The organism is Flavobacterium sp. (genome assembly GCF_044348915.1).
Lineage (GTDB): Bacteria > Bacteroidota > Bacteroidia > Flavobacteriales > Flavobacteriaceae > Flavobacterium.
On sequence record NZ_JBIKRX010000030.1, the window covers coordinates 1 to 19,579 of the forward strand.

General features: G+C 35.0%; 14 protein-coding genes. 8 read left to right on the forward strand and 6 right to left on the reverse strand.

What is annotated here, in order from left to right; translation table 11 throughout:
- Positions 1–822 precede the first annotated feature (822 nt).
- The 3 genes from ACIQ1E_RS07105 to ACIQ1E_RS07115 all read left to right on the forward strand — a co-directional run bounded on the left by ACIQ1E_RS07105 (position 823) and on the right by ACIQ1E_RS07115 (position 7,024).
- A complete protein-coding gene (locus tag ACIQ1E_RS07105) occupies positions 823–1,551 on the forward strand; it encodes a TIGR00730 family Rossman fold protein (protein ID WP_396169996.1) in 729 nt (242 codons plus the stop codon).
- A 140-nt stretch (positions 1,552–1,691) separates the two neighbouring features.
- Positions 1,692–4,421 carry an aminopeptidase gene (locus ACIQ1E_RS07110; RefSeq protein WP_396169998.1) on the forward strand — a complete coding sequence of 910 codons (2,730 nt, stop codon included), beginning with the start codon at positions 1,692–1,694 and terminating at the stop codon, positions 4,419–4,421.
- 194 nt (positions 4,422–4,615) lie between these two features.
- A complete protein-coding gene (locus ACIQ1E_RS07115) occupies positions 4,616–7,024 on the forward strand; it encodes a thiamine pyrophosphate-dependent enzyme (protein WP_396170000.1) in 2,409 nt (802 codons plus the stop codon).
- A 112-nt stretch (positions 7,025–7,136) separates the two neighbouring features.
- Here ACIQ1E_RS07115 and ACIQ1E_RS07120 read toward each other — a convergent pair whose 3' ends face one another.
- From ACIQ1E_RS07120 to ACIQ1E_RS07135, 4 genes are all read right to left on the reverse strand, one after another.
- The gene (locus ACIQ1E_RS07120; protein ID WP_396170002.1) at positions 7,137–8,606 is read right to left on the reverse strand and encodes a polysaccharide biosynthesis C-terminal domain-containing protein; all 1,470 of its coding nucleotides are present in this window, start codon (positions 8,604–8,606) and stop codon (positions 7,137–7,139) included.
- A 43-nt stretch (positions 8,607–8,649) separates the two neighbouring features.
- Positions 8,650–9,939: a glycosyltransferase family 4 protein gene (locus ACIQ1E_RS07125; protein WP_396170005.1), complete on the reverse strand. Its 1,290-nt coding sequence runs from the start codon at positions 9,937–9,939 to the stop codon at positions 8,650–8,652.
- 175 nt (positions 9,940–10,114) lie between these two features.
- Positions 10,115–12,544, reverse strand: coding sequence for a YfhO family protein (locus ACIQ1E_RS07130; RefSeq protein ID WP_396170007.1), 2,430 nt, complete (start codon positions 12,542–12,544; stop codon positions 10,115–10,117).
- 78 nt (positions 12,545–12,622) lie between these two features.
- Positions 12,623–12,904, reverse strand: a complete 282-nt coding sequence (locus tag ACIQ1E_RS07135; RefSeq protein WP_396170009.1) for a DUF4834 family protein — start codon at positions 12,902–12,904, stop codon at positions 12,623–12,625.
- A gap of 123 nt (positions 12,905–13,027) precedes the next feature.
- Here ACIQ1E_RS07135 and ACIQ1E_RS07140 point away from each other — a divergent pair, with 123 nt between their 5' ends.
- From ACIQ1E_RS07140 to ACIQ1E_RS07150, 3 genes are all read left to right on the forward strand, one after another.
- Positions 13,028–13,963: a transporter gene (locus ACIQ1E_RS07140; protein ID WP_396170011.1), complete on the forward strand. Its 936-nt coding sequence runs from the start codon at positions 13,028–13,030 to the stop codon at positions 13,961–13,963.
- A 24-nt stretch (positions 13,964–13,987) separates the two neighbouring features.
- Entirely contained in the window at positions 13,988–15,106 is a 1,119-nt protein-coding gene (locus tag ACIQ1E_RS07145) for a GTP cyclohydrolase (protein WP_396170012.1), read from the forward strand.
- 79 nt (positions 15,107–15,185) lie between these two features.
- Positions 15,186–15,788 carry a tetratricopeptide repeat protein gene (locus tag ACIQ1E_RS07150; protein WP_396170014.1) on the forward strand — a complete coding sequence of 201 codons (603 nt, stop codon included), beginning with the start codon at positions 15,186–15,188 and terminating at the stop codon, positions 15,786–15,788.
- Positions 15,789–16,027: 239 nt separating this feature from the next.
- Here the strand turns inward: ACIQ1E_RS07150 and ACIQ1E_RS07155 are convergent, their stop codons facing one another.
- Both ACIQ1E_RS07155 and ACIQ1E_RS07160 read right to left on the reverse strand, forming a co-directional pair.
- Positions 16,028–17,290, reverse strand: a complete 1,263-nt coding sequence (locus ACIQ1E_RS07155; RefSeq protein ID WP_396170016.1) for an aminotransferase class I/II-fold pyridoxal phosphate-dependent enzyme — start codon at positions 17,288–17,290, stop codon at positions 16,028–16,030.
- A gap of 46 nt (positions 17,291–17,336) precedes the next feature.
- On the reverse strand, positions 17,337–17,474 hold the full coding sequence (locus tag ACIQ1E_RS07160; RefSeq protein ID WP_396170018.1) for a hypothetical protein: 138 nt from the start codon (positions 17,472–17,474) through the stop codon (positions 17,337–17,339).
- Positions 17,475–17,675: 201 nt separating this feature from the next.
- Here ACIQ1E_RS07160 and ACIQ1E_RS07165 point away from each other — a divergent pair, with 201 nt between their 5' ends.
- Positions 17,676–18,506: an NYN domain-containing protein gene (locus tag ACIQ1E_RS07165; protein ID WP_396170019.1), complete on the forward strand. Its 831-nt coding sequence runs from the start codon at positions 17,676–17,678 to the stop codon at positions 18,504–18,506.
- 350 nt (positions 18,507–18,856) lie between these two features.
- The gene (locus tag ACIQ1E_RS07170) at positions 18,857–19,432 is read left to right on the forward strand and encodes a non-canonical purine NTP diphosphatase (protein ID WP_396170021.1); all 576 of its coding nucleotides are present in this window, start codon (positions 18,857–18,859) and stop codon (positions 19,430–19,432) included.
- Positions 19,433–19,579: the final 147 nt, after the last annotated feature.

Below are 19,579 nucleotides of genomic sequence, written 5' to 3' on the forward strand. Positions count from 1 at the left end.
TTCTCCTTTTCAAGGGCAGCCACTTTCTTTTCAAGGGATTCAAGACGCAATAAAATCACTTCGATTTTCATGCCATGAAAGTACAAAATATAAAAAGATTCACCTAATAAATCCAATGACTATGTGACATGAATTCGAATTTTATTTCACGTCATTTTGACATGAAATAAAATCCCTATATTTGAGACTGATTAGTTACTTGTTTTTTTTAGTGTTAGAAAGTATATAAATTATGTAAAAAACCTGTTTGTCTGTAATAATTCTGCATTTTAAAAATAGAGTCGAATTTTATCAAAATAACAAAAATATTAAATAAAAATAAATATAATTCAAAACACGAAGGTATTACAGTTTATTTATTGTCAAATATACAATTTATACCAACTTAGTTCCAAGAAAAATTGTAAAAAAAATCAACTTAAAATCCATTTTTACTCATTATTTATTTCAATTGGTATATCTGGAGCTAAATCGTTTGAGAAAAACAGTAATTAGTAAACATTAATTCAATGTTTAGTTAAAAAATTAGAAGATTTACTTGTCGAATTTTCTGCAAATTTGATTCAATTAGTAATGTTTCTCCCGTTTTTTTCAAAGCTTGAAGAAATGCAAGAAAATTTAAAACTCCTTCAGCCTTACTCTCCTCCAAAAATCAAATAGTTTAAATAATTTCTCGATAATACATTATTTAAAGAAATGATAAAAATTAAAAAAAGCATTACTTTAGCACAGAAGTCTAGAAGGCATTTTACTTATATTTATGATGCCTATTTTTCGACTTTATATCCTAAAAGACAATTTTAATATTTAAAAAATAAAAAAATGAGACTAGAAGATTTTGATAACGACGAAGAAAAAGCAATCCAAAATAAATTCAAAAGAAAAACTTGGAATGAGATTCGAACCAATGATAGTTGGGGGATTTTTAAGATCATGTCCGAGTTTGTTAACGGCTACGAAACAATGGGTCGTATTGGACCTTGCGTGACTATTTTTGGCTCGGCGCGAATCAAGCCAGAAGATAAGTATTATATTTTGGCTGAGAAAATCGCCTATAAAATAAGTAAAGCGGGGTATGGAGTCATCACTGGCGGCGGCCCTGGAATTATGGAAGCCGGAAATAAAGGAGCACATCTTGGCGGAGGAACTTCGGTGGGATTGAACATCGAATTGCCTTTTGAGCAACATTTTAATCCGTACATTGACCATGATAAAAACTTAAATTTCGACTACTTTTTTGTTCGTAAAGTGATGTTTGTAAAGTACTCCCAAGGTTTTGTAGTAATGCCAGGCGGTTTTGGAACTTTGGATGAAATGTTCGAAGCGATGACTTTAATTCAAACCAAAAAAATTGGAAAATTTCCGATAATATTGGTTGGAACCACCTTTTGGTCAGGATTGGTAGAATGGATGAAAACAACATTAGTTCAAGGAGAAAAAACAATAAATCCTGAAGATTTGGATCTATTCAAAATTGTTGATAGTGAAGATGAAGTAGTTGAAGTCTTAGACAAATTCTATAAAAAATATGATTTATCGCCTAATTTCTAGAATAATTTTTTACAATTAGTTTCGAAATACCAAACAAGCATTTGAAATCAGTTCATACATATCTCCTTGTTTTCCTACTTTTTTTTGTTTCGGCAAAACAGTACGCGCAACACCATTCTCTGCTGGATGTCGAGGTAAATATGGAAAACAAAACCTTGACTGTACTTCAGGAAATTGAGTTTTACAATCAAACAGGGGATACATTGAGTTCAATTGTTTTGAATGATTGGAATAATGCATATGCCTCGAAAAATTCACCTTTGGGGAAACGATTTTCGGATGAATTCTATAGAGGCTTTCACTTGGCTGCTGACAAAGAGCGAGGAAGTACCAATATAAAAAATATAGCTACCCAAAATAATATTCCACTGTCTTGGGAACGAACTGAAAAAAATCCAGATTTAATTGTTGTCAAATTGAACCAGAAATTGGCACCAAATGAAAAAATTCTGATCCACCTTGATTATTTTGTAAAGGTCCCAAGTGATAAATTCACTCATTATGGTTACACCGACAGAGGCGGAATGTATTTAAGAAATTGGTTTCTTGCCCCTGCCCGATATGAGAATAACTCCTTTATTACTTACAGTAATTTAAACTTAGACGACATTGCGAATGCAGTTTCTAACTTTGATGTTATTCTGAGAATTCCGAAAAATTTCGATTTAACTACTGATTTAAATGACGAGACAGTCACTTCACTAAATCAATTGTCGATTTATAAACTAAAAGGCACTAGTAGAACCGATTTTAGTCTCTTTTTAGAACAAAAAACCAATTTTCAAAGCTATAAAAATAGCACTGTCGAAGTTTTAACTAATTTAAGAGGATACAAAGCCGACGAGATTCAAAAAGCAATTGCAATTGACCAAATTGTAACTTTTACTAATGACTTAATAGGAAAACCACATAGCCAAAAAATCACCGTATCCCAAGCAGATTATGATCGGAACCCTTTTTACGGGTTGAATCAGATGCCAACTTTCTTAGTCCCATTTCCTGATACTTTCCTTTTTGAAATTAAATTCTTAAAGACCTATTTGAATAATTATTTGAAAAATAATTTGAAGTTGGATCCCAGAAAAGACAATTGGATTTATGATGGGATTCAGGTCTATACCATGATGCGGTACATAGATGAATACTATCCCGGTTGCAAAATGACAGGAAACATTTCACGATTTAAACTATTCAAGGGATTTCACTTATTGAATATTGATTTCAATGAACAATACAGCTATTTTTATTTATTGATGGCGAGAAAGAATTTAGATCAACCAGTAGGCGATGCGAAAGACAGTTTAATCAAATTTAATGAGCAAATAGCCAGCAAGTATCGTGCAGGTTTAAGTTTGATTTATCTCGACAATTTTCTTGGAAATAATGAGGTATCAAACAGCATTCAGCAGTTTAATGCTCAAAACGACCTGAGGATGTGCACCGAAAATGATTTTGAAACTCTTTTAAAATCCAACACCAAAAAAGATATCGATTGGTTTTTTAAATCCATTATCCATTCAAGAGATGTTATTGATTACAAGTTTACAAATGTCACAAAAACCAATGATAGCGTCTCATTTTCTTTGAAAAGTAAGACCAATGTAACTGTTCCAATTTCGGTTTATGGGATCAAAAATGACACTATTGTTTTCAAGAAATGGATCGAACCCAAATTGAATGACAGTATTTATACTTTAGAGCGGAATCAGGCAAATAAGATCGTCATCAATTATAAGAATGAAGTCCCCGAATTCAATTTACGAAATAATTGGAAAAAACTGGAAGGCTTTTATCCCAATAATAGACCTATAAAATTTGCTTTAGTAAAAGATCTGGAAGATCCTTACTACAACCAAATTATTTATGCACCTATCCTTACATACAATGTATATGACGGACTCTCGCCAGGTATGCGTTTTCACAACAGAGCCATTTTAAATCGTCCGTTTGTTTACGACATCAATCCAACTTACTCCATAAAATCGCAATCCTTAACTGGTTCCGCTATTTTTATGGTAAATAAAGATTACAGAGACAGTAATTTATTCAATATGAGGTATTCCATTAGTGGCAATTACTTTCATTATGCCCCTGATGCCGCCTACTTGAAAATAAATCCGATGATTTTGATGCAATTTCGAAATGATAATTATCGAGATAATCGCAAACAATTTCTACTCTTTAGACAAGTCATTATCAATAGAGAAAAAAGTGAGATTGTCGTTGACAGTTCCCTTCAAGATTATTCGGTTTTTGATGTAAAATATATTAATACAAGAACCGAGCTGACCAATCATATCAGCTTTGTGGGTGACGTTCAGTTTTCGGGCGAATTTGGCAAAGTTTCAACAGAAATTCAGTATCGAAAATTATTTGAAGACAATCGTCAACTCAATCTGCGAATGTATGCGGGAGCCTTTACCTACAACAATAGCAATTCCGATTTCTATAGTTTTGCTTTGGACCGTCCCACAGATTATCTCTTTGATTATGCCTATTTGGGAAGGTCTTCTCAGACAGGCCTTGTCAGTCAAGAATTTATTTTGGCCGAAGGAGGTTTCAAATCCAAACTTAGTCCTGCTTATGCCAATCAATGGATTACAACACTGAACGCAAGTTATTCGATTTGGAACTGGATTGAGGCTTACGGTGACATTGGTTTTGTAAAAAATAGCAATCAACAAGAAAAGTTTCTCTTTGATAGTGGTATCCGACTAAATCTGTTGACGGACTATTTCGAGCTGTTTTTTCCTATTTATTCCAGCAAAGGATGGGAAATTTCGCAGCCCAATTATAACGAAAAAATAAGATTTGTCATCACACTCAATCCCGAGAAATTTATTCAGCTCTTTACAAGAAAGTGGTTTTAGTTGAATATCATAGTCTCGAGATTGTTAAGCAATTGTATTATTATCAACAATTTTTCGCTAAAAATATATATTTTATAACAAAAATGTATTTTATCAATTTTTATTTATAAAAAATTTAATTCTATTTCTTATAATGTATTATGAAAATAGTTCGTTTTTAAGTAAATTTGCCGCAAAGTTATACTTCGTGTATTATGATAAAAGAAAAAAACAGTACCGCTCTAACCTTTGAAGACTTTAGAACTGAAGTTTTAAAAGACTACAAAATCGCCATAACAAGCAGAGAATGTAGTTTGTTAGGTCGAAAGGAAGTGCTAACCGGGAAAGCAAAATTTGGCATTTTTGGCGACGGGAAAGAAGTTCCTCAGTTGGCGATGGCTAAGTTTTTCAAAGATGGTGATTTTCGTTCTGGCTATTATCGCGATCAAACTTTTATGATGGCTATCGGAGAATTGACTGCTCAACAGTTTTTTGCTGGATTGTATGGACATACCGATATAGTTCAAGAACCGATGTCGGGAGGAAGGCAAATGGGTGGACACTTTGTAACTCATAGCTTAAATGAAGATGGAAGTTGGAAAGACTTGACCAAGCAAAAAAATTCAAGTGCCGATATTTCTCCTACTGCATCACAAATGCCACGAATGTTGGGACTTGCTCAAGCATCGAACATTTATCGAAATATTCCAGAACTTGCAGATCGTTCCAATTTTTCTGCAGGCGGAAATGAAATATCTTGGGGAACCATAGGAAATGCAAGCACCTCTGAAGGTTTGTTTTTTGAAACCATCAATGCTGCTGGAGTACTGCAAGTGCCAATGGTTTTGAGTGTTTGGGATGACGAATATGGAATTTCTGTTCATGCAAGACATCAAACTACAAAAGAAAATATTTCTGAAATTTTAAAAGGATATCAAAGAGACGAAAACAGCAAAGGTTTCGAAATACTAAAAGTAAAAGGCTGGGACTATCCAAGTTTAATCGAGACCTATGAAAAAGCGGCCGATCTAGCTCGTGAAGAACACGTTCCTGTTTTAATACACGTAAACCAACTGACTCAACCTCAAGGACACTCTAGCTCAGGATCACACGAAAGATACAAAGATGCCACCAGATTGCAGTGGGAAAGAGATTTCGATTGTATTCGACAAATGAAATTATGGATGATTGCAATCAATATTGCATCACCTGAAGAAATTGAAGAAATTGACGCTACTACAAAAAACGAAGTTTTAGAAGCCAAAAAACAAGCTTGGGCAGCATTTATAAACCCAATTATCGAAGAGCAAAAAAACCTTATTCAGTTATTAGAAAAAATTGCTCCATCTAGCAAAAATAGCGACCGGATTTTAAAACTTACAACGAATTTAAGCAGCATTAAATTTCCTTTGAAAAAGGACGTTCTTAGTTCGGCTCGAAAAGCTTTGCGACTAGTTATAAATGAAAATGGCCAACCTGAATTGGCTAATTGGATCACAAAATACATTGAATTTAACCAATTAAAATTCAGTAATAATTTATTTTCAGAATCCAATTTGAATGTATTTTCAGTGAAGGAAGTTGTACCTGAATATGAGGATAACGCAAAAGAAGATACTGATGGCCGTATTATTTTACGTGATAACTTCAATGTGCTTTTTACCAAATACCCAGAAGTTTTAATTTTTGGAGAAGACGCAGGAAGCATTGGAGACGTAAATCAGGGATTAGTTGGATTACAAGAAAAATTTGGCGAATTGCGTGTTGCCGATGTTGGCATTAGAGAAGCGTCAATTATAGGTCAGGGTATTGGAATGGCATTGCGAGGCCTACGCCCCATTGCAGAAATTCAATACTTAGATTATTTACTTTACGGAGTTCAGATTTTGAGTGATGACTTAGCCACATTACAATACCGCACCGTTGGGAAACAAAAAGCACCTCTTATTATTAGAACTCGTGGACACAGGTTGGAAGGTATTTGGCATTCCGGTTCACCAATGGGTATGTTAATCAATGCGCTTAGAGGAATTCACATTTTAGTTCCTCGAAATATGACTAAAGCTGCAGGATTTTATAATACGCTATTAGAGTGTGACGAACCTGCACTTGTCATCGAATGTCTTAACGGATACCGATTGAAAGAAAAAATGCCTTTGAATTATGGTGAATTCAAAACACCGATTGGTGAAGTTGAAACCATAAAAGAAGGTACAGATATTACCTTGGTTTCATACGGTTCCACTTTACGATTAGTAGAAGTTGCAGCCAAAGAGTTGATGGAAATAGGTATTAATTGCGAAATAATTGACATTCAATCTTTGCTTCCTTTTGATGTTAAACACGATATTGTAAAAAGTATTGCTAAAACAAATCGCCTTTTAGTGATTGATGAAGACGTTCCCGGAGGAGCAACAGCGTACATTTTGCAAGAGATTATCGAAAACCAGGACGGTTATAAATATTTAGACAGCAAACCACAAACCTTAACTGCGAAGGCACACAGACCTGCGTACGGAACTGATGGAGACTATTTTTCAAAACCTTCTATTGAAGATGTTTTCGAAAAAGTGTATGCGATGATGAACGAGGTAAATCCGACAAAATATCCAGTTTTATATTAGGAGGAAATTCTCAAAACATTTAAACCATAAAAAATACGGTTCATTAAGTACTAGATGCTTAATGAACCGTATTTTTTTACGTAGTAAATTTGACTGAATACTAAAAAGGGTTTTATTTCATTACTTTTAGTTTTTTCAAAGTCTTATCAATAACTTCATTAATTTCGGTAGAAATCACAAATTTGTAATTAAGATAAAAATAGACGATGGTCAATAAAATCGATTTGAGTATGATCGAAACCAAAGGGTTGAAAGGAAAATCCCAGTAGTAAAAAGCAACAAATAAGACCAAAGTTAACCCCATTGAATAGACAGTCTGTTTGGTAAAAGGATATAAATCTAGCTTTTTCACCACAAAAAGTAGTTTGGCCAAACTATATAAAGTTATCGACAATAATGTTGCAAATGCAGAACCTATAATACCGTATATTGGAATAAAAATCATATTTAATCCGATGGTCAATACTACCAAAAGCACCCCCAAAAACAGAACCATACGGTAATATTTCGTATTGAAAATAATAGCGTTATTATTCCCCAAAATCAAATCGAAATATTTAGATAATCCAATCATAAATACCACCATAATTCCGCCAGCATATTCAGGCGGAACCATTTCATATAACTTGTTGATATTCACAAAAATGCCCAACATCACATAACCACCCACCATTTGCAGATTGATTGATGTCTTTTTATACAAAATATTCATTTCATCGTGTTTGTTCTCGTGCATCAGTTTTGCAGTAATAGGATAAACAATTTGATGCATAGAACGACTTGGAACCGAAATCACCAACGCAATGTAGGTCGCCACTGAATAATAAGCGATATTCTCAATATTCATATATTGATTCAATATCATTTTATCTCCATCTAAAAGCAGATTGGCGACGCTTCCTGACAAAATAATATAAAAAGTATAGATCAAAACATCCTTGGTATTGCTAGGTACTTCGAACTGAAATTTAGGTCTTTTGATACTAAAAGCATACAGCATAGTTACCACTAATGCCAAAAAATAAACTACAGCAGTTGCATACACAAAGCCTTCGACAGTCAACCAATTATAATACACACCGATTAACAAAAACAAAGAAGCTGATCTCAAGCCTACTTCTTTGATAAAATTGCCAAAAACAGAATGCATATGAACTCGCAACCAAGCATAAAAAATTTCGAAATAAGCCATACAAATCCCTATAAAGGGAATAAGCCAAATGAATTTCTTGACTATAATATTCTTTTTGGATAAGAAAATCAAAATGTCATTATAGAAGTAAAGACCTATTAGTAACATTGGGATAATTACCAAAAATGGAAACAATACTGTAAACGATAAAAATCGCGACCTTTCCTCCTCCGTTTTGTATTGTGAATAAAATTTGACTAAAGTATTTTGCATACCAATAGCAAAAATGGGCATAATTACATTGGCGCTCGAAAGAACATAATTTGAAAGCGCATAATACGTTGCACCCAGAAAAACGGGGTACAAATAAATGGTATTAATGCCACCTATTGCAAAACCGATGTATGTTATAATGGTATTTTTGAAGGACTGATTTAATACTATTCCCATTCTTATTTGTCATTGCGAGGCACGAAGCAATCTCACTTTTAATTTATGATTTGGTAATCAATTCTACCAATTTTTCAGTTAAACTTTTTCTGGAATATTGTTGTAAGCCAACAGCATTTGATTGCAGCTTTCCTTCCAAAAATTGATTATAATAAGCCAAAAGTACAGTTTTCAATTTCATTTTCTCGGAATAATCAAAGAAAACGCCAGTATTTGTGTTGGTGATGATTTCTGCAAAGTCAGAACCCTTGGGACCAATGGCAACAATTGGTCTTCCAGAAACCATATACTCGAATAATTTACCTGGAATAATACTTTTAGTATCCTCGGAATTGATTTCGATAAGCAATAATACTTGTGATTTTCGTTGATGAACAATCGCTTCCGAATGGGAAACATAGCCCAAATTATTCAAATAGGAATTCAATTCGAATTGGGAAATAGTTTCCAAAACTTCCTGACTTACTGCGCCTATTAACTTTATTTCCAAATACGATTTAAAACTAGGAACTTCATTGATTAATTCAACCAAACATTCCCATAGAAGTCGCGGATTCCTTTCAGATAAAAAAGAACCGATATGCGCCAACGAAAATTTAGTGTCCAAAGACTGTTTTGCTATATTTTCAGTATCATAACCATTTGTAATTACAGCAATTGGCTTGGTTGTAATAGCTTGAAATTCGGTTTTTGTAGTATTGCTTGTCACAATAATAGTATCGGCAGCATTCAAAACTTGATGCTCTAAATCTTTGTGCTTTTTGGCAGCATAATTCGACAACCGCAAGGATTTATGATAACCAATAGTTGTCCAAGGGTCGCGGAAATCAGCAAACCATTGTACATTCAATTTCTGTTTTAATTCCAATCCAATCAAATGCAAACTGTGAGGAGGGCCTGAGGTGACAATAGTGTCAATGTTATTTTCTACAATGTATTTTTCTAAAAACGCCACCGAAGGTTTTACCCAATAAACGCGCGCATCGGGAATAAATAAATTACCTCGAATCCAAAGAAAAACTTTATCTAAAAAGGATTGTTTTTTCTTGTTTGGAATAATTCCTGAACTGATCTTTTTGGTTTTATTCTTCGAAAGAAACGACGCCAATTGATAGGGTTCGAATATTTTATGTTTAAGGATAATCGCTTGACCTGAAACTTCTTTTACCAAGTTCTCGTCCACAATGGGATAGGTTGGATTCTCAGGAACATAAACAATTGGTTGTACGCCGAAATCAGGTAAATAATTTACAAATTTCAACCAACGCTGAACGCCTGGCCCACCAGCTGGCGGCCAATAATAGGTTATGACGAGGAGTTTTTCGGGTTTCAAAATTTGAATTTATAAGGTAAATATGCTGGTGGCCTAGTAACAAGTCTAGGAGATATTTTCAATATAGAATTAATTTCAATTAATGTAAATAACTTTTCTAAGCGATCAATGTAAACCTTGTTCTTATTCAAATCTAATTCTCTCAAAACATTATTTTTTTTACTTATTTTCAAAATCAAATTTCTTTATTTCTTTTCTCAAAATAAATCCCACCAATCAATAACAACAACATTCCAATAAAACTAATCAGCGTAATCGTGCTTCCTGTTTGTACAACTTGTGGTTCAAATTTGAATTCTATAGTGTGCTTACCTGCTGGAATCTGAAGTCCTCTCAAAACGTAATTTACTCTAAAAATTTCAGTTTCTTTCCCGTCTATAGTAGCATTCCAACCTGCTTTATAATAGGCTTCTGAGAAAACTGCAAAGCCTGAGTTCTTATTAGTAGAAGTATATGTTAAATGATTTGGTTTGTAGGTATCTAACTTAATTGATGCCAATGAATCTTTTTGAAAAAACTGAGAATCACCTTCAATTTTAGTCATTGTTCCAAATTCTAAATTATTTAGTAAAGCAACATTTTTGCTATCTAATTTATTTAATGCTTTCATTTCAGCATCGGCAGAATTTACAGTTTTTAATTGTTTTACAAACCAAGCATTCCCATTGGCTCCCGGATTGACAACTGGTACCGAAGCTCCAGTTGAATCGGTTTGAATCACATATTTTACATTCAACATATTCAAAATTTCAACATTGTTTTTGGCAATTTGATAATCGAACAATTGCTGCATCCTTCTGGGTTTCACGGCACTATAACCTCCAATAGATTTATGAAAATAAGAAGCTCTGGCGCTTGAAAAATTACCATCAACTTCAAAAACACGATAGTGTGCCTTATCTTGTAAAATCATCGCATCAGCAGGAGTTTCCTGAAATGGCATTTCGACTTCTCTTTTGCTTACAAAACCCTCTGAATCGACATATTTTTTATCAACAAAAACCAAATCGAAAATCATCACCAATCCAACTAAAACTATCGTTGTATTCTGGGCGAATTTCCCTTTGACAAACAACCATAAAGCTCCTGCAGCAAGTATCAGGAAGAATCCTGAACGCAATAAATCAGCTGAGTACAATGTCATTCTATCCTCTTTCAATGCATCCATAAATGCTGGACCATAACTTTCTCTGAAAAAACTATCGCTCGATCCTGCGAAACTGAAGCTACTTTTCAATAAAAACAAACCAACTATAAGTCCAAAGCCGACAGCAGCAGATTGCCAAAGTGCTTTGAACCTGGCCTCATCTTCCAATTTGAAAAAGGACTGCAATCCCATAATCGCTAAAACAGGAAAACACAATTCAAGAATGACCTGTATCGACGAAACAGCCCTAAACTTGTCATACATGGGAACATAGTCAATAAAAAAATCGGTCAATAGAGCGAAGTTTTTACCCCAAGACAATATCAAGGCCACGATTGCCCCCGAGAGAAACACGTATTTTATTTTTCGCTTATCAGCAAACAATCCCAAAACACCCAAAAAGAAAACCACAATCCCGATATAAGCAGGTGCTGCCACAATGGGTTGGTCTCCCCAATAAGTTGGCATTCCAGAAACAAAATCCTTGGCTTGTGCTTCTGGAACTTCTTGAGTAATCATAAATTTATACATCGCGCTATCAGTTCCCAAAGCTTCACTATTGGAGCCTCCAAAAAGTCGCGGCGCAATCAAATTGAAACTTTCCGCAACACCATAACTGTATTCGGTGATGTACTCGCGTGACAAAGCACTATTGGTTTCTGTTTTTTTTCCATCAGGCCCAAGTGTCAATTCACTTTTTCCACGCGTACTGAATTTAGCGTATTCGGCTGTGGCCAATAGATTTGTAGCATTGGCACCTAACGCAAAAATCCCAGCTACTGCTAGCACTCCAATTGAAGTCAAAAGAGGTTTAAGTTCTTTTGCTTTTACCGCCTGATAAACAAAATAGATGGAAAGCAGCAAAATGAAAATCAACAAATAATAGGTCATTTGAAAGTGGTTGGCATTGATTTCCAAGGCAACAGCGAACATAGTCAATAATCCACCCCAAACGTATTTCTTTTGGAAAACCATTAAAATACCAGCAATAACCAATGGCATATAACCAATGGCGTGTGCTTTGGCATTATGGCCAACACCAAGAATAATAATCAAATATGTTGAAAAACCAAAGGCAAGCGCTCCGAAAAAAGCTTTGAGAGGATCAATTTTTAAAACCAAAAGCAAGCCGTAAAAGCTAAGGAAGTACAAGAATAAATAATCGGCGGGACGAGGCAAAAAACGAATAAAGTCATCAATCATCCCGATATAATCGTGTGGATATTTGGCCCCCAATTGATACGTAGGCATTCCACCAAAAGCCGAGTTTGTCCAATAGGGTTCTTGATGATCAGTAGCTCTAAAGTCATTCTGCTCCTTTGCCATTCCAGTATATTGCACGATATCGGATTGCAATATTTGCTTGCCTTGCAAAACCGGATAAAAATAAATTAAGGAAATTAAAACAAATCCAAGTAGGACAAGGGCGTGCGGATAGAACTTTTGAAGTTGCTTCATTGAAACGGTTTTGGGTTTATGGTTTATGGTTTTGTTGCAAGAATCTTTGTAAACTAATTCCCCTTCGGGGGTTAGGGGCTAATCAATTTCTTCATAATCTACATAATCACCTACTTTTTTAGTTTCTCGAGTTTTCTTCGCGTTAGCAGTATCAATAATAATTTCATCATTATTGGCAGTTTTTTGCCATGAATTCCCTTGTGCTTGTTGGTACTGTTTTTGGAAATTTTCACCTGCTTTTTCAACTACTTTCTTAACCACGATTGGGAAAAATAATCTCACCAAAAATCGGAAAATATAGTAAAAAACTAGAATGTAAAACAATGTCTTTAGAAATCCTGAAAAAGAAGCTTCTTGCATAATCAAAAAATTTTTTGCAAAATTAACAATTCCATCGTTCAAAATTAAAATATCATTCTTAAATAAATAATAAAATATAGTACATTTGAAATGCGTTATCCCTTTTTAAACAAATATCTTAAAATGTATAAAATAAAAACCTCTGCAATTATTGCCTTTTTGATGATACCACTGTTGCACAATGCACAGCACACAGACCAGATCAATTCAAATCGACCAGGAGAAACCATGTCCGCTTATGCCGTTGGAAAATCAGTTATTCAAGTTGAATCGGGAGTTTTTGGCATCAAAGAGAATCACAGTATTCAGAATTATGACGCCAATGGTTTTGGCATTGACTTGACCTTGAGGTACGGCTTGTTTTTAGAAAGATTAGAATTGATTGCCGATTTTCAATATTTATACGAACAAGTCACTTCGCCGTTGAGTGTTGTTGACAAATCTGCCTTTAAACAAAGTATTTTAGGAGCAAAATATTTAATCTATGATCCTTTCAAAAACTATGAAAAAAACATCAATGTGTACAGTTGGAAAGCCAATCATTCCTTCAATTGGCATCAATTTATACCCGCTGTCTCAATTTTTGCTGGCGCAAATTTTACTTTGGCAGACAATCCATACTATTTTTCTCCCGATGCGGCAATTTCTCCTAAAGTAGCATTGATTACTCAAAATCATTTTGGAGATGGCAGTTGGGTTTTTATAACCAATATTATTGCAGATTACATTACAACCGATTATCCAAGCTATGGCTACGGTATTACTTTGACGAAAGGATTCAGCCGTAAATGGTCTGGTTTTATTGAAAATCAAGGCTATATGAGTGATTTTTATAGTGACACCATTTTTCGTGGTGGCGCTGCATTTCTTATCCACGACGATATGCAAATTGATGCTTCTATAAGTACAAGTATAAAGGATACACCTTCAATACTTTATGGAGGCGTTGGATTTTCTTGGCGTTATGATGCAGGATACAAAGAAGTCCGAATGAAAGTAGATACTGGTGATTCAGATAAAAAAGCCCAAAGAAAAGCCAGAAAAACCAAAAAAGGATAATTCCACAACACCTAAAATACATTAATGATTACCATCAAAGAAGCCCTTACCAAAAAGGAAATGACCGAGTTTGTCAAATTTCCTTTCTCTCTATACAAAGACAACAAATATTGGGTTCCGCCTATCATTGCCGATGAATTAGCATCCTTCGACAGAACCAAAAACCCAGCTTTCGAAAGTGCCGAAGCCTATTTCTATTTAGCTTACAAAAACAATGAAATTGTAGGACGAATTGCTGCTATCATCAACTGGGGAGAAGTGAAAAACCAAAATAAAAAGAAAGTCCGTTTCGGTTGGTTCGACGTCATTGACGATATCGAAGTGACCAAAGCTTTATTAGAAAAAGCGTACGAGTTAGGAAGAAAAAACAATTTGGAACACATAGAAGGTCCAATGGGATTTTCCAACTTGGACAAAGTGGGTGTTCTCACCGAAGGTTTTGATGAAATGGGAACCATGATTACTTGGTACAATCATCCTTATTTTGCCACGCATTTAGAGCAATTGGGATTTGTAAAAGAAAAAGAATACATCGAAAGTGTCTTTCCGTTTTCGAATGTAAAACCTGAATTTTTCTTGAAAGCGCAAGCCTTAATCAAAAAACGATACGAACTAACGAGTTTAAATTTTACTAAAACAAAAGACATTATGCCTTATGTAGACAAAATGTTCGATTTGTTCAACAGTTCTTATGCTGGTTTATCTTCGTTTGTAGCCATCACCGATGTTCAAAAAGAATACTTCAAAAAGAAATACATTAGTTTCATCAATCCCGAATACATCAAATTTGTGATGGACAAGAATAACAATATTGTTGCTTTCAGTATTGTTATGCCAAGTTTTTCGGAAGCACTGCAAAAAGCCAAAGGCAAGCTTTTCCCTTTTGGATTCTATCATTTGCTCAAAGCCAGAAAACACAGTAAGGACGTTGTTTTTTACCTTATTGGAGTTGACCCTGAATACCAAAACAAAGGCGTTACAGCCATTATATTTGATGAATATTTCAAAACCTTCAGCGAAAAAGGAATCGTCAATTGCATTCGAACTCCCGAATTAGAGGAAAATCACGCCATTCATAACTTGTGGAAAACCTTCGACCCAAGAATTCATTGCCGTAGAAAAACGTTTATGAAGATGCTTTAAACAATCACTAAAAAAATTAAATTCAATATTTTGAAAACAACCAACCACAAATTTTTCCACTTATTTCTTTGCATTTTTATTGGCAAGTTCAAACACAAACGGACAAGCCAAAGACAACAACAAGAATTTCAACGAGGGAGTCGCGGCCTACGAAGCCAATAATTTACCGCTTGCTTACCAAAAGTTCCTTCTGGGTGCCAAAGAAGGACACGTCAATTCTCAATTCAATTTGGCACTGATGTATGAAAATGGAATAGGCGTAAAAAAAAATGAAAAAGAAGCCTTAGCGTGGTATACAAAAGCATCCACAGCAGGAAATTCTGCAGCCCAATACAATTTAGGAGTACTTTATGAAAATGGAAGAGGAACACCAGTCAATTTCGCAAATGCCAATAAATGGTATAGAAAAGCTGCTGTACAAAACGACGGCTTAGCTATAGGAAATTTAGGAATGCTTTACATTCGAGGCGATGGTGTGAAAATCAACAAAACTGCTGGAGTAGCATTACTTCTACTATCAATGCAAGTCGATCAGTCGCCAGAGAATACCGCTAAACAAAACATTACAAAAACGAGCGGGCTGACAAAAAACATGATAACAGATGCCCAAGCACTTTCAGACAAAATGTTCAAAGCAGGAAAAAATATGCTGGTTCCACTAGACCAGTTTTTGAAGAAATAACACCAATTGTAATTTTAAAATGGTCTAATCCATTTAAAAATTTTACAATGGTTTATGCCGATAGACAATATATTGAGTACAATTTATTGGACTGTTATATATTGCTAATCGGTATAAAAAACAAAATTGAAACAATAATACAAAAAAACCTTTCGACTTAACGAAAGGTTTTTTTTATAAAACTGAACACTAATTCCGATAGCTATCGGAACTGAACACTGATCACTGATCACTAATTGTTAAGCATCTAAATCAACAGTAGTTCTGCTTGCAATTTCTTTATAAGTTCCATTTACCAATTTCTCACGAATGGCTTCAAAAGCAGTAAGTGTTTGATTAATATCTTCTAAACTATGACTTGCGGTAGGAATCACTCGCAATAAAATCATTCCTTTTGGAATAACTGGATAGATTACAATCGACAAGAAAATACCGTAGTTTTCTCTCAAATCATTCACCATCACCATTGCTTCTGGCACACTTCCTTCTAAATAAACTGGCGTCACACAAGTATTGGTATCACCAATATTAAAACCTTTGCTTCTCAAACCATTTTGCAATGCATTTACATTTTCCCAAAGTTTATCTTTCAATCCTGGGTTAACGCGTAGCAATTGCAAACGCTTCAAAGAACCAATAGTTTGTATCATTGGCAATGCTTTGGCAAACATTTGAGAACGCAAGTTATATTTCAAATAATCGATAATGTCTTTATCCGCAGCCACAAAAGCACCGATATTTGCCATCGATTTGGCAAAAGTCGAAAAGTAAACGTCAATTCCATCCTGACAACCTTGCTCCTCACCTGCTCCGGCACCTGTTTTTCCAAGAGTTCCAAAACCGTGTGCATCATCAACTAAAAGTCTAAAATTGTATTTCTTTTTCATGGCTACAATCTCTTTCAACTTCCCTTGTTGACCGCGCATACCAAAAACACCTTCGGTAATAAAAAGAATTCCTCCTCCTTGCTCCGTAGCCAATTTTGTAGCACGTTGCAAGTTTTTCTCCATACTTTCGATGTCGTTGTGCTTGTACGTAAAACGCTTGCCGCTATGCAAACGAACCCCGTCAATAATACAAGCGTGACCATCTACATCATACACGATCACATCATTTCGAGTAACCAAAGCATCAATAATAGACACCATTCCTTGATACCCAAAATTCAACAAATAAGCCGATTCTTTCATTACAAAAGCAGCCAATTCTTGCTCCAATTGTTCGTGATATTTTGTGTGACCACTCATCATTCTAGCCCCCATAGGAGCAGCGGCACCATATTCCATGGCAGCATCTGCATCTGCTTTACGCACTTCGGGATGATTAGCTAAACCTAAATAATCGTTCAAACTCCAGTTCAAAACCTCTTTTCCTTGAAACTGCATTCTCGGTCCTAAATCTCCTTCTAATTTTGGAAACACAAAATAACCTTCTGCTTGTGAAGCCCATTTTCCCAATGGCCCTTTATTGTTCTGAATTCTTTCGAATAAATCTTTTACCATAATATAGTGAAGTATTGTATTTTTTTGAAGTTGCAAAATTAATTATTTAATCTGTCTTATCATAATATAAATATTTAAAAAATAAATCCTTGCTGTCATTGCGAGGAACGTGGCAATCAGCAGCAATTTGCTTCGCCAGTTCGCTTACGCTCGTGTCCAACTGTTCATTATAATCTTTTTTCATAAATTCTTTTTTACCAAGGCCTTGCAGGAACTTCCTTCGGTCGTTCTGCAACGCCAGGAAAAAATAGCTTTTCTCAAAAAAAGGATTTCCATTTCCACCTGCCTGTCGGCAGACAGGTCTGGGCTAGACAGTCGATTTTACAATAAACTTTGTATATTTGACAAACCATCAACCCAAAACAACAAACTATAAACATTTTATATGTCACAAACTCCTAAAGAATTAAAACTCGCCGTCCTTATCGATGCCGACAATGTTCCGTACAGCAATGTAAAAGGAATGATGGAAGAAATTGCCAAATACGGAACACCAACTACGAAACGAATTTACGCCGATTGGACCAAACCCAATGCCAATGGTTGGAAATCGGTTTTGTTAGAGCACGCCATTACCCCTATTCAACAATACAGTTATACCGTAGGGAAAAACTCCTCAGATTCAGCATTGATTATAGACGCAATGGATTTGTTGTATTCGGACAAGTTAGATGGTTTTTGCATTGTTTCTAGCGACAGTGACTTCACCCGTTTAGCCATTCGCTTGCGAGAATCAGGAATGAAAGTGATCGGTATTGGCGAAAAGAAAACTCCAAGCGCTTTTATAGCCGCTTGCGACCGATTCGTATTTATAGAAGTCTTGGACGGTGCCATCAAAAAAACGAGAGCAAGCGCAAGCGGTCGAAATAAAACCCCAAAACCAGCTGCTGCTCCAGCAACAAGTTCCAAAAAACCAGCTGAGCCAACCAACATCGAACCACCACAGCCAAAAGAAACACAAACCAAAATCGACAATAAAACCATAGAACTTATCGAAGATACCTTAGATGCCATTGGTGACGAAGATGGCTGGGCATTTCTAGGCGATGTAGGTAACCTCATTGTGAAGAAAAAGCCCGAATTCGATCCGCGAAATTATGGCTTTTCGAAACTAACTCCTATGCTAAAATCCCTAACTGATATTGTTGAAATCGACGAAAGAGAATCCGACAAAAAAGGAATCAAGCACGTTTTCGTAAGGTTGCGATATAGTTAACTTTCAATGCAAACATAAAAAAAGGAGAGCCTTTTACAGCTCTCCTAATTGTAGGTTTTGATTTATCATTATCTTACTTATAGGTTCCTATAGCAGACTCTTGAGATACTTTTTCTAATTAATTAAAATTTATGATATTATATCCTCAATTAATTAATCAAAACCACACTCAAACGTACTAATAAAATTGGGTCAATAGTATTAAAACCAGAACTTTAACTATTTATTAACTTATCGTGATAACGCTGTAAAAATAGACCTATTAATTCCGGGAACACTGTTTAAAATTTCTTCCTTCTTGAAAATAAAAAAAGAAAAACTACTATTTTTACCAGCTCAAAAAAAACTGTATGAAACTCGTTTTTGCAACCAATAATAAGCATAAAATCGAAGAAGTTCAACATATGCTACCCGCTTCAATCGAAATCGTAAGCCTCGAAAGTATAGGCTGTTTTGAAGACATTCCTGAAACCGCAGATACTATTGAAGGAAATGCCATTATGAAAGCCAATTATGTTACCCAAAAATACGGCTACGACTGTTTTGCCGATGATACAGGTCTTGAAGTCGATGCTTTAAACGGAGAACCGGGCGTGTTTTCTGCTCATTATGCAGGCGAACAGCGCAATTCCGATGACAATATGAATAAATTATTGGATGCCTTAAGCGCAGCAAGCGACAGAAATGCACAATTCAAAACGGTAATTGCCTTAAACCTCAACGGCAAACAACATCTATTTACAGGAATTGCTCGTGGCGAAATAACTATAGAAAAAACAGGAAATCAAGGTTTTGGCTATGATCCCATCTTCAAACCGCAAGGTTTTGAGCTCACTTTTGCGCAACTTTCGCTCGAAGAAAAAGGCGCTATCAGCCATCGTGGCAAGGCAACAGAGCAATTAATAAATTTCTTAAAAACAAAATAAAAATTTGTTTTTACAAACAGTTTTGAACTTTCAAATCTAAAAATCAAAATCTGAAATCTGAAATCTGAAATCTAAAATTCTGATTATCAAATAATAATAAAAACTTAAAACTGAAATACCCATTAGATTTTCTCGTTTATTCAACGT

Coding starts and splice junctions, on each gene's coding strand:
- ACIQ1E_RS07145 (WP_396170012.1), top strand. CDS start 13,988: ATGATTACCATCAAAGAAGCCCTTACCAAAAAGGAAATGACCGAGTTT.
- ACIQ1E_RS07160 (WP_396170018.1), bottom strand. CDS start 17,474: ATGAAAAAAGATTATAATGAACAGTTGGACACGAGCGTAAGCGAACTG.
- ACIQ1E_RS07105 (WP_396169996.1), top strand. CDS start 823: ATGAGACTAGAAGATTTTGATAACGACGAAGAAAAAGCAATCCAAAAT.
- ACIQ1E_RS07135 (WP_396170009.1), bottom strand. CDS start 12,904: ATGCAAGAAGCTTCTTTTTCAGGATTTCTAAAGACATTGTTTTACATT.
- ACIQ1E_RS07165 (WP_396170019.1), top strand. CDS start 17,676: ATGTCACAAACTCCTAAAGAATTAAAACTCGCCGTCCTTATCGATGCC.
- ACIQ1E_RS07115 (WP_396170000.1), top strand. CDS start 4,616: ATGATAAAAGAAAAAAACAGTACCGCTCTAACCTTTGAAGACTTTAGA.
- ACIQ1E_RS07170 (WP_396170021.1), top strand. CDS start 18,857: ATGAAACTCGTTTTTGCAACCAATAATAAGCATAAAATCGAAGAAGTT.
- ACIQ1E_RS07140 (WP_396170011.1), top strand. CDS start 13,028: ATGTATAAAATAAAAACCTCTGCAATTATTGCCTTTTTGATGATACCA.
- ACIQ1E_RS07155 (WP_396170016.1), bottom strand. CDS start 17,290: ATGGTAAAAGATTTATTCGAAAGAATTCAGAACAATAAAGGGCCATTG.
- ACIQ1E_RS07110 (WP_396169998.1), top strand. CDS start 1,692: ATGGAAAACAAAACCTTGACTGTACTTCAGGAAATTGAGTTTTACAAT.
- ACIQ1E_RS07120 (WP_396170002.1), bottom strand. CDS start 8,606: ATGGGAATAGTATTAAATCAGTCCTTCAAAAATACCATTATAACATAC.
- ACIQ1E_RS07130 (WP_396170007.1), bottom strand. CDS start 12,544: ATGAAGCAACTTCAAAAGTTCTATCCGCACGCCCTTGTCCTACTTGGA.